This is a genomic window from Rhizobium phaseoli (genome assembly GCF_001664385.1).
Lineage (GTDB): Bacteria > Pseudomonadota > Alphaproteobacteria > Rhizobiales > Rhizobiaceae > Rhizobium > Rhizobium phaseoli.
Window position 1 is genome coordinate 1,904,949 of the sequence record NZ_CP013532.1, and the last position, 14,896, is coordinate 1,919,844.

Genomic DNA, 14,896 nt, shown 5'->3' on the forward strand with positions numbered 1-14,896 from the left:
ATCGCTCTCAAGCCCGCTCCTCCGAAATCTGCTCTTGATGTTGCTGGCGCATGCCTTCAATCGCGTCAGCGTCTTTCTTTTCCGCCGAAATCCAATGGTTTCCTGCTTCGCTCGATCGGATCAGTTCGTCGAGCTTGGTGTGAAGCGCTTTCATGTCTCGATTCTGAGACTGTTGCAGCAGCAGCAAAATAAAGAATGTGGTGAGTGTCCCCGCCATGTTGGTCAGCAAAAACCACTGTCGTGGAAAGGAAAAGTTCAGGCCGACTGCTGTCCATGTGACAGCCAATGCGATCAGCGCGACCGGCATCGCGCGATGCCCTGTCCAGCAAACGAGCAGGTCGGAAATTCGTCGAAAGCGCCAGCGCATACGGCTCTCCACAGCCCCTGTAGGAGAAGATGGCGCAGAACCGCGCGGTGTCCATTGAGCCATTTCATAAAGGCGGTCGCCCCGTTGCCGCCAGTCGATGTCAGCCGATGTGCCAAAGAAAACGAGGGCGCAGCGCCGAGCTCGCCCCCGTTCGATTCGTTCTCTAGATCCTGGAAGTCACGATGAGATCTTCCTCTTCATCGCGTTGTGATCCGCCGAAAGCCGCGGCTGCCGCGGCGATGAAAGCGCCGACCAGAAGTGACAGGGATCCGAGCAGGGCCGTGGTGGAGGCGGCCTTGCGTGCCTCGTCGGCGGCTTTCTGCGTGGCGACCTTGGCATCGTCGATACGCTTCAGCACGGTGTCGACGCGGGCGCGCGCATCGGCTTCGGAAAGACCGGTCCGCGCAGCGACGATGGAGGCAAGATAGGCCTTGTCGTCATCAGGAATTTGCCCCTCGGCGGCGCCGTTGAGGAGGATGCGCGAGACTTCCGATGTTGCCGCAGCATCGTTCGATGGCGCTGCCGCACGCGTCTGATCAGGACGCAGCAAGGCGTCGGTGAAATAGGCGGTGGGCAGATCCAGGGGCGATGTTGCCGACGCCGCTGCTGCCGTGCCGGCGGCAGCGGCAGTCGATCCGACGGCTTGCGCGGTCGATCCCACCGCCTGTGCGCCGGCGCTGGCGAGCGATGTCAGCGACGACGCAAGGAAACCGGCGACAAAGATCGTCGCCAGTGCCCAGCTTATGAAACCATGGGCGGTGTCGCGGAAGAAAACTTCGTCGGTGTGGACCGCAGCCCATTTTGTGCGCAGCCGCCCGGTAACATAGCCCCCGAGAGCGGAGGAGAGCCATTGCACGAGCACGAGCCAGATCGCCGCCGTGACGCCAAGTGTGCCGAGCGAGCTGCTTTGCCCCGACCAGGGCGACACCATCGTCAGCCCGAGCCCCGATCCCAGAAGCAGAAGGATGAGGGTCACGCCGATAGCGGCGGCCGCCCCGCCGAAGATAGGTCCCCATGTCATGGCGGATTTTGAGGATTCAACCGGAGCAACAACCTCTCCGGAACCTGTCGTTGAGACCGACATGATCCGCTCCTATCGCATAAACAAAGCCAGAAGTATGATGATCGGCAGTGGGACACCGAGCAGCCAAAGTAGAATACCGCGACCCATGAGAGACCTCCTGTCAAAGTCGACGTTACGTGGTTGGTGCCACACAACTTTTCTGCACGGTGTTTGTTCCCGACCGACGCAGAGTAGCTTTGGAACGTGCGATCTCTTCAATCGCGAGGCTGCATCTCGAGGAACAGCAGATTGCCGGAACGGTTGCCGCATCGCCGGCATTTGAGGCGCTTGGCCAGTTCGGCGAGAGACAGGTCGCGGCTACCGCGACGGGCAACGTCCCGCCGCTCGATCAGCGTTTGGCGCTGGCATGCGCGGCAACGGGCGTAAATGACGTACCATTGCGGTAGGGTCGTCAGCGTCACCGTGTCGATTTCGACAGCATGGTGATCGGGGGGCGCCAGTCCGATGCCGCGACGATGTTTCATATCCCTTCGACACCGGTTGTCCGCTCAGCTGTCATGCCGCGGCTCATGCCCTTATCGCTGAGGGCAAGCTGAAGTCGCAGATGATGGCAATCCAGCAGCAGCGTCGTGAGGGCGGCACGAATGTCGCCATCGTGAAAAGCGACGACTGCGTCGACTTCTCCTCTCAACGCTTCTTCTGCCACTTTCTCAGCTGCTTCAGGACGCACGACCTCGATCTCCTTCAGAACTCCAACCAGGTTTTGTCTGCGCCGATGTTCCTATTATGTTCTGGTTGCCGTTCAAGTCAAGCAGGACTTGCGATGCTGCAGAGAGCAACCAAAGCGGCTGCTCGCACGCAAATGTCTAGCGGACGGCGAGAATCTGCGCGGCTGGAACTAACGTCGGTTGAGAGAGCGCCTATATCTTTAGGGCCAGGATGATGCGCCGCGATGGGCTCTGGGAACTCTCCCGATTTCCTGGGGGGCTCTCGTGGCTCGGTCACAGCGGAAATGGGAGAAACATCGATGAACAGATTTCGGTTATTTGCAGCCGCCGGAGCAATCACTCTTGCCGCTATCGCCTCCGCCTGCTCGACGGCGCCGAATTCCTATGGCTCGGCGTCCTCATATCAGCCGGGAGACTCGATGAACCCGGCCTGTGCCGATGGCTTCCGACCCGGTGATGGACGTTCGTGCAGCTATTAGACGATGTCCCGGTTCCAAATCTGATCCCGGCCCTGACCTTTGGACAAATGTCGGCTCTGCAATGGTTGGCTGCCCGACGAAGCGGAACACTTATCGCTCGACTCCGTTCCTCTTATCTAACGATAGGAGGAAATAACCATGGATTGGAATCGCGTGGAAGGTAACTGGAAACAGGCGAAAGGTAAGGTCAAGGAGCAGTGGGGGAAGCTGACCGACGATGACCTTGACGTCATCGATGGTAAGCGCGATCAGCTCGAAGGCAAGATCCAGGAGCGCTACGGCTACGAGAAAGACCGTACTAAGAAGGATATAGACGACTGGTGTAGTCGCCAGACTTGGTAATCTGCATACACCGGGCAGGGGATTCCGTCGGTTTAGCACCCCGACGCCAGCAGATTAAGATATCGGGCCGGCACGGGGATTATCGGCAGTAGCCACAGAACGGCCTTTGGATAAAAAGAAAGGTCGGCGCGACCGTTCGCGCCGACCTTCTTTGATTGCATCAGCACGGTGCCAGTACATCCGTGGTCACCTGCCAAAAGCTATCTGATGGATTGAATCTATGCGCCTTGTGAATTTATGCAAGGAGTAGGGGGTGCCGATTTAGGGCTAGTGAAGGAGGCGCTATAGGCCACAGGCCGTTTAGCTTGCTTCGAAGGCGTTCAAAAGTGGGAAGGGAAAGTGGGGAAAAAAGTGCCTATTTTCGAATTTGTCCCCAAAAACAAGCACTTATTTCGAAAAATGGCTCCCCGGGCCGGATTCGAACCGGCGACCTGTCGATTAACAGTCGAATGCTCTACCGCTGAGCTACCAGGGATCACTGCTTGGCGCGGTGTGAGTGGGCTAATACAAATGCTTGCTCGATTTGCCAAGCGGTTTTTTCAAAAAAATGAAATGAACTTGTATTTGGGTAGCCTATGCCCATCTCTGGGAAATGACAAATCGGAATGATCGCCAGGGCGCGGGAAGCGATAAGCGCAAGGTGCGGGCACGGCGCTTCGGCATCGATCACGCAAGCCACAGGCTTATGCTCGGCGCCTTCAGCATTGGAATGCCGCGTTCGCGCGTTGGGCGGATGACAATCGGCGTGGCCCTCGTCTTGTGTGGTTTCCTGGGCTTTCTCCCGATCCTGGGTTTCTGGATGCTGCCGCTCGGCCTCCTGGTGCTCTCGCATGATCTTCCTATAGCGCGCAGGCTTCGGCGTCGGCTGGCGGTCTGGTGGCACAGGCGGCGAAGGCCGGCTGGGTGACGGTAAAAGCCGAAGAGCCCGCCCACTGTGGATCGCTTTTCGCATTCGTGGTTTATGGAGCTCCAAACGCTCCACGATCGTCCGGGATGAGGTAATGAAGGTATTCTTGATTGTCGTCCTGTCAGCGGCGGCGATTCTTTCGGCGAGGTCGGCCGGAGCCCAAGCCGTCGACAGCCGCGGATTTGACGCCAGCGGTATCTGCCGCCGTCCGGAAGGCTGCGTCATCGATCAAGGCCAGGGCGGCGGCTATAGCGGGCCTCGCAACTATCGCAATTTTAACGGCCGCAACGAGCGCGACGGCGAGAACGACCGTGGCCGGGACGATCGCCGCTTCCGCTCCCGGAGCAGGACCTCGCTTGCGACTGTCAGCAACGTTGCCTGAATGGGCCCATGCCGGCAGTCGGGATCGAGACGCAGGGATCGGGGATGCGGTTCTAATTCGATCTCAGTTCGCTTTCTTCGAAAACCCCGCCATGGCCGGGATCAAGGTCGGTCGCCATCAACAGGCTGCAGGCGGCAAGAAGCAGAACGAGCTTCAGCCCATAGGTGATCATCGAGATCGGCCCCCGACGAGCCTGCGGGACGCGCGAGGGCGCGATATAGTACTGGTAATAGAAATGGGGATCATTCGTTTCCAGCAGGTTCTGGTAGACATGCGGCGGAATGTCGGCATGTCTCACCGGCGCGGAACCAGAGAACTTCACGCGGAGATCGCCGGTTTCGGCATCATATGCGGCACGTCCCTGCTTCGACTTGAGGGCAGCCCATTCCATCAGCAGCTCCTTCACCCTCCCAGGGCGGAAGATGGCAGGCAGACGTTCGAAGTCAAGTTAAGAGTTCGTTCGAATGCTGTTGTTGGTTCGAAGCAGGGCACGATCGCCAAGAGGACGTTTCAGCCTAAGGCCGGGCCTGTTCCGCGATCGAAAAATGGTCTTGTCGGCTGCCGGGGAATGGCGTTTTTGCAAAATGCCCTCTTGCGATTTCCTTACGATCATTCTAAACGCTCGCCACGGCTCAGATAATGAGCATGTGAGGCCTCGTGGCGGAGTGGTGACGCAGAGGACTGCAAATCCTTGTACCCCGGTTCAATTCCGGGCGAGGCCTCCAATATTCCCCACGACCGATAAGTGATTGTGAATCCTTGATTTTTTCGGGGCGATCGCGCCCAATGCCGCCGCCGCTCGGTCCAGCCTTATCAAGCGACGTGCGCAGCCCGCCTCCGCCCGCATGAGATTGTGGCCTGCGCTGTCCCAGCCGGAGAGCGCGCTTCTCAGCTCGTTTCACCGTCCAGCAACCCGCAGCAGAAGATGCCGATGAGCGCTGCGAGGATGAAGAAATCGAACAGCGTCAGATATTCGAAAACCGCAGACATGGCCTGCTCCTCCTATTTCCTCCGCTGCAAATCATACCATGACGGGGCACGGGATTCCACGTTTGAGCTGCAGCGTCCTGTCCCTGCTGTGGCGCGAAAGAGGCGTCCGCCGGATTCTTTTCGCCGACCGCTCCCAAGCCTTGAAAGCATCCGTGTCGGGGATTAAGAGACGGGGGACAGGAACCGCTTTTCAAGAGCGAGAGGACATGATGGATTTCGAAGCAGCGCGCGCAAAGATGGTCGACAACCAAGTTCGCACGACGGACGTTACCTCGCATTCCGTGCTGACGGCGTTTCTCACGGTGCCGCGTGAGGCTTTCGTGCCGGAGAAGGCAAAGCTGCTGGCCTATGTCGACAACGACGTCGAGATCTCCGCTGCCGCGCCGGGCAAGCCGGCCCGCTTCCTGATGGAGGCGTCGCCGCTCGCCAAGCTGCTGCAGCTGGCGGCCATCAGCAAGGATGATTTCGTGCTCGAAGTCGGTTGCGGCACCGGTTACACATCGGCGCTGCTGTCGATCATCGCCGGCTCCGTCATTGCGCTCGAATGCGACGAGGGTCTGGCCGCCGAGGCGAAGGCAAAGCTTGCCGGCTACGGCAAGGTGGAAGTTGTGACCGGCCCGCTCGAAAAGGGCTACGCCGCCGGCGCTCCCTATGATCTGATCTTCATCAATGGCGCTGTCGAGGAAGTTCCGGCCGCTCTTCTCGGCCAATTGCGTGATGGCGGTCGTCTGGTCACGGTCGAAGGTCACGGCAATGCCGCCCGCGCCAAGGTCTTCGTCGCCGAGCGCGGCGCCGTTTCGGAGAATGTCTTCTTCAATGCTTCGGTCAAGCCGCTGCCGGGTTTCGCCAAGGCGCGCGAATTCGTTTTCTGACGCTGTTCTTTTCGGTGAATTGCAGCGACGGGCGCCAATGGCGCCCGTTTTTATTTGCGCGCCGCATATCTTTTTCAAACGCGCAAAGCACGCTGTGACAGATTGAATCGACGCATCCGCCCGCAAGATTGATTGCGATTTCCGGGCGGATTCGTTCGCGCTGCCGGAAACCCTTCACAAACATCATTTATCCTGACGCCTTGGCCGCGAATTGCCGACGGCAAATCATTGGGTAACAAAACTGTGCATGGCCGCATTCATTTGATTCGCGATGATTTTTTTCACGTCTGGGGTATTCTAAGGTCGTGGTGATTCGGATGAACGCTCCACACCATCCGGTCGTTGTTTTGGGATAACGGGGATAGATATGGCTCAGCCAAGTGTAGCGCGTGAACCGTCCATGGAAGAAATTTTGGCGTCCATCCGCCAGATCATCGAAAGCAATGAACCCGGCGCCGGCAAGGCGATTTCTGCATCCCTGCCGCCGGTTTACGGCGCTGACGAAGACGTAAACGGCTCCGAGATCCATTTGACTGTGGACGACACCTACGCCGGCGTGGAGTTTCCCGAACCGGCCATGCGCTCTTCCGACCCGCGTTTCGTCGCCGCCAATTCGGCCGGGACCGCTCCCGAGACGGAAGCGCCGGCCCGAGCCCTGTCGCTTGCCGATGTCGCCGCTCGCGTGCGCGCCGCCTCCGAGCGTAGCGCCGTGCAGGCCGGTCAGGCCCTGCGGGAAATTCCGAGCGGCTTCCGCCAGCCCGAACAGCAGCCGGCCGTGACGCCGGAACCGCCGCGCGCTACGGCGCCGCAGCCGCAGCCCGCCCAGCCTGTTTTCCCGGCCGCTGCCGCACCCGTTCCCGCGCATGGGGTTCACCAGCCGGCCGAGCCGGCGCCTGTCGAAACGCCACGGGTCGCCGTCGCCGAGCCGGCCCCCGTCGTCGAAACGGCGCCGCCTGCCTTTGAGCCCGCTGGGTCGTCGACCGAGCGCTTCCTGCCGAGCGTCGTCGATGAGGTCCAGCCGACGCTTATTTCGGAAGATGCCGGTCTGCAGATCAGCCGTTCCTTCGAGGAGCTTGCTGCGGCGATCGACGGTGCGGAGCGCCGCTCGCTCGACGAAATCGCAGAGGACATGCTGCGCCCGATGCTGCGCGAATGGCTTGACGATAATCTGCCGACGCTGGTCGAGCGGTTGGTGCGCGAGGAAATCGAGCGCGTGGCGCGCGGCCCGCGCCGCTGATCGGATTGCTTTTTCTTGCAAAAGCCGCTCCGGTCTCCGGGGCGGCTTTTTTATTGACTTGGCCGTGGCCATCCTATTTACAAACGCCCATCCTCGAACCTCGAAATTGGTCAGAAAATGCTCGACAAGACCTATGATTCCGCTGCCGTCGAACCGAAAATCGCGGCCAAATGGGATGAAGCGGACGCTTTCCGCGCCGGCGCGAACGCCAAGCCCGGGGCCGAGACCTTCACCATCGTGATCCCGCCGCCGAATGTCACCGGTTCGCTGCACATGGGGCACGCGCTGAACAACACGCTGCAGGACATCCTGGTGCGCTTCGAGCGCATGCGCGGCAAGGACGTGCTCTGGCAGCCGGGCATGGATCACGCCGGCATCGCAACCCAGATGGTCGTCGAGCGCAAGCTGATGGAACAGCAGCTGCCGGGCCGCCGCGAAATGGGCCGCGAAGCCTTCATCGACAAGATCTGGGAGTGGAAGGCGGAATCGGGTGGACTGATCTTCAACCAGCTGAAGCGCCTGGGCGCGTCCTGCGACTGGTCGCGCGAACGCTTCACCATGGATGAAGGACTGTCGCAGGCCGTTCTCGAGGTTTTCGTCACGCTCTATAAGGAAGGCCTGATCTACAAGGATAAGCGCCTCGTCAATTGGGACCCAAAGCTCCTGACGGCGATCTCCGACATGGAGGTCGAGCAGCACGAGGTGAAGGGCCATCTCTGGCATCTGCGTTATCCCCTTGAGCCGGGCGTCACCTATCAACATCCGATTGCTTTCGACGAGGAAGGCAAGCCGACCGAATTCGAAACGCGTGACTATATCGTCGTCGCGACAACGCGGCCGGAGACGATGCTCGGGGATACCGGCGTTGCCGTGAATCCCGAAGACGAGCGTTACAAACCGATTGTCGGCAAACATGTGATCCTGCCGATCGTCGGCCGCAAGATTCCGATCGTCACCGATTCCTATGCTGATCCGACGGCCGGCACGGGCGCGGTGAAGATCACACCGGCTCATGATTTCAATGACTTCGACGTCGGCAAACGCACCAAGCTGCGCGCCATCAACGTCATGAACGTCGACGGCACCATTGCAATCAAGGACAATGAAGATTTCCTCGAGGGGCTCGACAATCCAGCCGCACTCCACGGCGCCTGGGACCGCCTGGAAGGGCAGGATCGTTTCTATGCGCGCAAGATCATCGTCGAGATCTTCGAAGAGGCCGGTCTCCTCGACAAGATCGAACCACATAAGCATATGGTCCCGCATGGCGATCGAGGCGGCGTGCCGATCGAGCCGCGGCTGACGGAACAATGGTTTGTCGATAACAAGACATTGGGGCAGCCCGCCCTGGATTCCGTTCGCGAGGGAAGAACCCGGTTCATTCCCAGGAATTGGGAAAACACCTATTTCAACTGGCTGGAGAACATCGAGCCCTGGTGCATTTCACGCCAGCTCTGGTGGGGGCATCAGATTCCCGCCTGGTATGGTCCCGACGGTCAGGTCTTCGTCGAAAAGACGGAGGAAGAGGCGCTGCAGGCGGCGATCCAGCATTACCTCTCGCACGAAGGGCCGATGAAGGCCTATGTCGAGGACCTGCTCGAAAACTTCAAGCCCGGCGAAATCCTGACGCGCGACGAGGACGTGCTCGACACCTGGTTCTCTTCTGCGCTCTGGCCTTTCTCGACTCTCGGCTGGCCCGACGAGACGCCGGAGCTTGCACGCTATTATCCGACGAATGTTCTGGTCACCGGCTTCGATATTATCCCGTTCTGGGTTGTTCGCATGATGCAGATGGGTCTGCATTTCATGAAGGACGATAATGGCGATCCCGTCGAACCCTTCCATACCGTCTACATTCACGCGCTGGTGCGCGATAAGAACGGGCAGAAGATGTCGAAGTCGAAAGGCAACGTCATCGACCCGCTGGAACTGATCGACGAATACGGCGCCGACGCGCTGCGCTTCACGCTGGCGATCATGGCTGCACAGGGCCGCGACGTGAAACTCGATCCGGCCCGCATCGCCGGCTACCGCAATTTCGGCACCAAGCTCTGGAACGCCACGCGCTTTGCCGAGATGAACGGTGCAAAGAGCGATCCGCATTTCGTGCCGGAGGCGGCCGAACTCACCATCAACCGCTGGATCCTGACGGAACTTGCCCGTACGGAACGTGACGTTACGGAAGCGCTCGAAGCCTTCCGTTTCAACGATGCGGCCGGTGCGCTTTACCGTTTCGTCTGGAACGAGGTCTGCGACTGGTATCTCGAGCTTCTGAAGCCGGTCTTCAACGGCGAGGACGCGGGTGCCAAGGCCGAAGCCCAGGCCTGCAGCGCCTATATTCTCGAAGAAATCTACAAGCTGCTGCATCCCTTCATGCCCTTCATGACCGAAGAGCTCTGGGCGCACACGGCAGGTGAAGGCAAAGAGCGCGAAACGCTGGTCTGCCATGCCGAATGGCCGTCGCCGTCCTACGCTGACGACGCGGCTGCCGACGAGATCAACTGGCTGATCGACCTCGTTTCCGGCATTCGTTCCGTACGCGCCGAAATGAACGTGCCGCCATCGGCAACCGCGCCGCTGGTCGTCGTCAAGGCCAACAACCTGACCCGCGAACGGCTGTTCCGCCACGACGCCGCCATCAAGCGTCTCGCGCGCGTCGAAGCCATCTCGATCGCCGACAATGCGCCGAAGGGAGCAGCTCAGATCGTCGTCGCCGAGGCGACCGTCTGCCTGCCGCTCGGCAATCTGATCGACCTCTCCGCCGAAAAGGCCCGTCTCGAAAAGGCGATTGCCAAGATGGAAGGCGAGATGGCGCGCATCGATGGCAAGCTCTCCAACGAGAAGTTCGTCGCCAACGCCAATCCCGAAGTAGTCGAGGCTGAGCGCGACCGCCTCGAGGAACTGAAGGGTCAGATGGCCAGCTTGAAGACCGCGCTTTCCAGGGTCAGCGAAGCCGGATAAGTTTTAGCGGCCATTTTGGTAAGTTATTTCAAAGACGCGTCCGGCCTCGGGCGCGTCTTTGTCGTTGCGGGCGCCGCGTGATTCGGTCCTGAAAGCGGCTGATTTCAGGCGCTCAGCCTGTGGATTGTGGCTCTGCCGGCATCCCAAGGGCGAAAACTGCCACTGTTGTCAGATTGATACAGCTTCCGCAATGTTTGGAATGAAAACCCAAAAGCCAGGCTGAAACCCCCTTGTTTCGGAATAGAATTTTATTAACCAGATTTTTTGACGTGTCCGTCAATTTCTTTACGTAAGTTGGCCACTGCAATGCCCGGGAGCGCTGCCGTGGGGCGCGTTGCCATGTCAGGCGAACACTTACTAGAGTGGCGTCACATCAATTGCTGGAGTGGGGGAGACACAATGGCATCGCGTATGTTTTCCAAGGGCGTAACGTCGCTCATTCTTCTTTCGTCGCTCGCATCGCCGTCCTTTGCCGGCGGTCTGGAGCGCGGCGGATACAATATCGATCAGCTGTTCGATACGTCGCCTTTTTCGTTCCAGTCGGGCATTACCTACGTCACCCCGCAGCGCAAGCTGAAGGACGTCCGTGACACGAACACGTCGATATTTACGGGCGGCGGCAATCTGAACAGCCGCCCGGACAGTGCCGACGAGACCGCGAATTACACCATCCCCTACATTGGTTTTAAGGCTGGTTTCGGCGATGCAGTCGACTGCCTTGTCGATTATTCCGTACCGTTTGGTGGCCATTCCAATCCGGGTTCGAACTGGGCTGGCGCCAACAACAACATCGAAACGGAAATCAAGACCCGCAACTACGGTGGCACTTGCTCCTATCGTTTTGACGTCGGTGCCGGGCAGCTTCGCTTCATCGGCGGCGCTTTCTATCAGGAAGTTGAGGGCTTCAAGGAACGTCTGGTGTCCACGGTTCCGATCGGTCTCGGCATCGGCACTGGTATTGGCCGCTTGGATATCGACGATAGCGGCTGGGGCTGGCGCGCCGGTCTGGCTTACGAGATCCCGGAATATGCAATGCGCGCGAGCCTTGTCTACAACAGCCGCGTCAAGTACGACAATTTGACCGGCACTGTTGATCTCCGTCAGGTTCCAGTTGTGCCGCTATATGGAGGCCTAGTCACACCTGTTTCCGGTTCCGCCGAAGCGCCGGATTCGCTGGAATTGAAGCTGCAAAGCGGTATCGCTCCGGATTGGCTTGCATTCGGATCGGTTAAATGGACGAATTGGAGCGTCCTGCAGTCGGTAGCATTCTGCCCGACCAACGGCCTGCCTTGCCCCGCGGGTGGTCTAACCTCGCTCGATCTCTTCTACCGCGATGGTTGGACGATCAGCGGCGGTATCGGCCACAAATTCAATGAGCAGTGGGCCGCTGCAGTCAGCCTCACATGGGACCGCGGCACTAGCCAGGGCTATGGTTCGCAGACAGACAGCTGGACGCTGGGGCTTGGTGCAGCCTACACACCCACCGAGCATATCGAATGGCGTGTGGCCGGCGCGCTCGGCATCCTGACCAGTGGGGAATCCGGCACCTTCGTGTATAACGGCCGGACTTACGGCAACGACGTTTCCTACTCCTTTGGCAATGATCTGGTCACTGCACTGTCGACCAGCCTAAAGATTAAGTTTTAATACTCCGATTTGAAGAATTGAAAGCCCGCCTCTGCCGGGCTCTTCTATTTCTAAGTCCGTTAATCATACTTATTCATGCCAATCCCGTGCCGATTTTGTGACGATTCAGCAACACTTTTTTACGACGGTTGGCGTATGGTGGCTGCGGGGCGAATTTGTCTATTTCCCGCCACAAAGAGAGCGCAGCGCTATTGGCAGGCGAGACGACGGCAGACGTAGGGTGCGTGTAAAGAGTAGCATGGGTCGATTTTTTTCCGGCAACAGCAGGTCATGCGGCGCGATTGGCGACAGTCGTTCGATTGCGGCCGTTTCGCTTTTTGGACAAGGCTGTTCCGGCCGTAGATCCCGCTTTGCAGCGGGGTTATCGATCCGTCCAATGCCGGTCTTTTCGATGCGCGCGCCCAGGCAGCCCGGCTTGGGCGGAGAAGCCGATACAGGTTTCGTCACATTTGCTGTTTACGAAAGCGATAAGGGCGGGAAGGCGGATGCCGCGCCTGCCAAAGGAGTGCCAGGCAGATTGCAGTCGGGCCATGCCGGGAGCCGGGTGGTTCTAGATGAGATGCTGAAAATTCGGCCTTTCGGAAAAGGCCAATGGGCTGGATGCGACGCGGGCAAAGGAGCCATGGAGCTCACCGCGGGATCGCTCGCCTCGAATGAATACATCCACGGCGCCGACGCCGGCTGCGTGCGATGAACGAAAGAAATCGGTTGAGATGGTAACGTCCGAGTTCAAATTGTTCAAATTCATGCTGATGGGCATGGGGATAGCGCTGGCAATGTCCGGCCCGGTTCGCGCTTTCGACATCAAGAGCGACGTCAGCAAGGAATCCGGTCCTTTCGACCTCTTCAAGTTCGGCTTCAAGGCCTATAAAAACGGACAGAAGGAGGAGGCGGTCGAAGCTTACAAATACGCCGCCGAAAAAGGCCATACCGGTTCGCGCTGGGCGCTCGCCAATATGTATGCCGACGGCGACGGCGTTGCCCAGGATGATTTCGAAGCCTTCAAGATCTACAGCGAGATTGCCCAACAGGGTGTCGAACCCGGTTCGGAAGACACCGGCTTTTTCGTCAACGCGCTTCTCTCGCTTGCCAATTATTACAAGCACGGCATATCAGGCAGCCCGGTCAAGATCGATCTCACCCAGGCACGCCAGCTTTATTTCCAGGTGGCCTCCACCTTTGGCGTTCCCGAAGCGCAGTTCCAGCTGGCGCAGATGATGCTGGCCGGCGAAGGCGGCAATGCCAGCCCGCAGCAGGCGAAGAAATGGTTGAACCAGGCGCGCAAGAGTGGCCATCCCGGCGCCATGGCGGTTTTCGGGAATATTCTCTTCGACGAAGGCCAGTCGGCCCGCGGTCTCGCGCTGATGACCGCGGCTCTCGACCGCTGCAAGCCGAAAGACTGCAACTGGATGGAAGCCCTGCAGGAGCAGGCTTTCTCGGTTGCCAACGAGGCCGATCGTCGTACGGCGGTCTCGCTCTCGCACGCCATTGCGAGCGGCTCTGACGACTGAAGCCTGCCATGCAGGCCCCGAAATGACCCGGTACTATGATCGCGAATGTCAGGCCGCAAAATCGAAATAGGCGATGACAGGTACGTGGTCGGACGGCTTTTCCCAGGCCCGCACATGTTTTTCGATTGCCGCCGACGTCATCCGGTCGGCAGCCTCCGGTGAGAGCAGCAGGTGGTCGATGCGGATGCCGTTGTTCTTCGGCCACGCACCTGCCTGATAGTCCCAGAAGGAATAGAGCCGCGTCGCATCCGTCGTCGCGCGCACCGCATCGGTCAGGCCGAGATTTTCGAGCCTGCGGAATGCCTCCCGCGTCTGCGGCAGAAACAGCGCATCGTTTTCCCAGACCTTGGGGTCGAAGCAGTCGTGCGGCTCGGGGATGACGTTGTAATCGCCGGCAAGCACCAGCATCTCCTCATAGGCGAGGCGCTCTGCCGCAAAGCTCCGCAGGCGCTCCATCCAGGCGAGCTTGTAGGGATATTTTTCCGTTTCGACGGGATTGCCGTTCGGCAGGTAGATGCAGCAGACGCGCAGGATACGGGTATCCGGCAGCGTGAACACCGCCTCGAGGAAACGCGCCTGTTCGTCCAGCGCATCGCCGGGCAGGCCACGGTTGACTTCGGAGGGCGAACTCTTGGAGAGAATCGCCACACCGTTGAAGCCCTTCTGGCCGTGCGTCTCGACATGATAGCCGAGCGCCTCGATCTCTAGCCTGGGAAAACCCTCGTCGATCGTCTTGATCTCCTGCAGGCAGACGATATCGGGATCGGAGTCCTTGAGCCATTGCGTCAGATTGTCGATTCGCGCCTTGACGCCGTTGATGTTCCAAGTCGCGATCTTCATCTCTTCGTCCTGTTCCGCTTCGTGCGCTTCTTTTATCGTGGTCTTTCACAACTGGACAAGACGATAAACTGGCCGAAGAGGCTTCTTCGGCCAGTTCATTGGGACAGTGCGATGCGTCTGGATATTCAGATCGAGAAGCTGGTGCCGCAACCGCAGCTTGCCACCGCGTTCGGATTCTTGATCTGGAAGGATTGACCAAGCAGATTGTCGACGAAGTCGATCTCCGAGCCCGCCATATAGACGAGCGACAGGCTGTCGATCAGCACTTTCGCGTCGTTCTTTTCGACGATGATGTCGTCGTCGGCCGCGCTGTCGGCGAGGTCGAACTTATAGGAAAAGCCCGAACAGCCGCCGCCTTCGACCGAAACGCGCAACGCGCTCTTGCCGGCCTCCGCGCCGATGATCGCCGCGATACGCTTTGCCGCGGCATCTGAAAGGGTTACACTCGTATCCGTCATGTTTCCTCCTGCCGGGGTCAAGATCCGGAGAGAATGGGTTTTGGCACTGAAATGTTCAAATGCCTGATATCAAAAGAACTTACCATGACCTTCGCGAAAATGCCATGATGTGCGCAACGGTCGGCAGGTGCCTCTTTGCCGTTTCGTCGGG

General features: G+C 59.2%; 16 protein-coding genes and 2 tRNA genes. 10 read left to right on the forward strand and 8 right to left on the reverse strand.

Annotated features, from left to right (window positions below):
• Positions 1-7: 7 nt before the first annotated feature.
• The 4 genes from AMC88_RS09265 to AMC88_RS09280 form a co-directional block, all read right to left on the reverse strand.
• Positions 8-367 carry a low affinity iron permease family protein gene (locus AMC88_RS09265; RefSeq protein WP_010012699.1) on the reverse strand — a complete coding sequence of 120 codons (360 nt, stop codon included), beginning with the start codon at positions 365-367 and terminating at the stop codon, positions 8-10.
• 163 nt (positions 368-530) lie between these two features.
• Complete coding sequence (locus AMC88_RS09270) at positions 531-1,451, reverse strand: membrane protein (RefSeq protein ID WP_012483582.1); 921 nt, start codon at positions 1,449-1,451, stop codon at positions 531-533.
• A gap of 194 nt (positions 1,452-1,645) precedes the next feature.
• Positions 1,646-1,915: a hypothetical protein gene (locus AMC88_RS09275; RefSeq protein ID WP_010012218.1), complete on the reverse strand. Its 270-nt coding sequence runs from the start codon at positions 1,913-1,915 to the stop codon at positions 1,646-1,648.
• The gene (locus AMC88_RS09280) at positions 1,912-2,121 is read right to left on the reverse strand and encodes a hypothetical protein (protein ID WP_237353174.1); all 210 of its coding nucleotides are present in this window, start codon (positions 2,119-2,121) and stop codon (positions 1,912-1,914) included. Before AMC88_RS09280 ends, AMC88_RS09275 begins: the two co-directional genes overlap by 4 nt.
• Positions 2,122-2,418: 297 nt before the next feature.
• Between AMC88_RS09280 and AMC88_RS34015 the strand changes: the two genes are divergently transcribed.
• Together AMC88_RS34015 and AMC88_RS09285 are read left to right on the forward strand one after the other, a co-directional pair.
• Positions 2,419-2,598, forward strand: coding sequence for a hypothetical protein (locus tag AMC88_RS34015; RefSeq protein ID WP_080515646.1), 180 nt, complete (start codon positions 2,419-2,421; stop codon positions 2,596-2,598).
• Between the two features lie 138 nt (positions 2,599-2,736).
• Positions 2,737-2,940, forward strand: a complete 204-nt coding sequence (locus tag AMC88_RS09285; RefSeq protein WP_012483584.1) for a CsbD family protein — start codon at positions 2,737-2,739, stop codon at positions 2,938-2,940.
• 400 nt (positions 2,941-3,340) lie between these two features.
• Here the strand turns inward: AMC88_RS09285 and AMC88_RS09290 are convergent.
• Positions 3,341-3,415: transfer RNA gene (locus AMC88_RS09290), tRNA-Asn, on the reverse strand.
• Positions 3,416-3,532: 117 nt separating this feature from the next.
• Here AMC88_RS09290 and AMC88_RS34020 point away from each other — a divergent pair.
• Entirely contained in the window at positions 3,533-3,847 is a 315-nt protein-coding gene (locus AMC88_RS34020; RefSeq protein ID WP_012483585.1) for a membrane protein, read from the forward strand.
• A gap of 94 nt (positions 3,848-3,941) precedes the next feature.
• The gene (locus tag AMC88_RS09300; RefSeq protein WP_012483586.1) at positions 3,942-4,229 is read left to right on the forward strand and encodes a hypothetical protein; all 288 of its coding nucleotides are present in this window, start codon (positions 3,942-3,944) and stop codon (positions 4,227-4,229) included.
• Positions 4,230-4,281: 52 nt separating this feature from the next.
• On the opposite strand, the gene AMC88_RS09305 is transcribed toward AMC88_RS09300, so the two are convergent.
• Positions 4,282-4,620, reverse strand: a complete 339-nt coding sequence (locus tag AMC88_RS09305) for a KTSC domain-containing protein (RefSeq protein ID WP_010020170.1) — start codon at positions 4,618-4,620, stop codon at positions 4,282-4,284.
• 260 nt (positions 4,621-4,880) lie between these two features.
• Here AMC88_RS09305 and AMC88_RS09310 point away from each other — a divergent pair.
• The 6 genes from AMC88_RS09310 (at position 4,881) to exoR (ending at position 13,447) form a co-directional block, all read left to right on the forward strand.
• Positions 4,881-4,954, forward strand: a tRNA-Cys gene (locus AMC88_RS09310).
• Positions 4,955-5,425: 471 nt separating this feature from the next.
• Entirely contained in the window at positions 5,426-6,091 is a 666-nt protein-coding gene (locus AMC88_RS09315; RefSeq protein WP_012483587.1) for a protein-L-isoaspartate O-methyltransferase family protein, read from the forward strand.
• Positions 6,092-6,458: 367 nt separating this feature from the next.
• Positions 6,459-7,328: a PopZ family protein gene (locus AMC88_RS09320; RefSeq protein WP_012483588.1), complete on the forward strand. Its 870-nt coding sequence runs from the start codon at positions 6,459-6,461 to the stop codon at positions 7,326-7,328.
• Between the two features lie 117 nt (positions 7,329-7,445).
• Complete coding sequence (locus AMC88_RS09325) at positions 7,446-10,289, forward strand: valine--tRNA ligase (protein ID WP_012483589.1); 2,844 nt, start codon at positions 7,446-7,448, stop codon at positions 10,287-10,289.
• A gap of 399 nt (positions 10,290-10,688) precedes the next feature.
• Entirely contained in the window at positions 10,689-11,936 is a 1,248-nt protein-coding gene (locus AMC88_RS09330) for an OmpP1/FadL family transporter (RefSeq protein WP_012483590.1), read from the forward strand.
• Between the two features lie 713 nt (positions 11,937-12,649).
• Positions 12,650-13,447 carry an exopolysaccharide production regulator ExoR gene (gene exoR, locus AMC88_RS09340; protein WP_012483592.1) on the forward strand — a complete coding sequence of 266 codons (798 nt, stop codon included), beginning with the start codon at positions 12,650-12,652 and terminating at the stop codon, positions 13,445-13,447.
• Positions 13,448-13,495: 48 nt separating this feature from the next.
• Here the strand turns inward: exoR and xth are convergent, their stop codons facing one another.
• Both xth and erpA read right to left on the reverse strand, forming a co-directional pair.
• The gene (gene xth, locus AMC88_RS09345; protein ID WP_012483593.1) at positions 13,496-14,287 is read right to left on the reverse strand and encodes an exodeoxyribonuclease III; all 792 of its coding nucleotides are present in this window, start codon (positions 14,285-14,287) and stop codon (positions 13,496-13,498) included.
• 125 nt (positions 14,288-14,412) lie between these two features.
• On the reverse strand, positions 14,413-14,745 hold the full coding sequence (erpA, locus tag AMC88_RS09350; RefSeq protein ID WP_004674150.1) for an iron-sulfur cluster insertion protein ErpA: 333 nt from the start codon (positions 14,743-14,745) through the stop codon (positions 14,413-14,415).
• Positions 14,746-14,896: the final 151 nt, after the last annotated feature.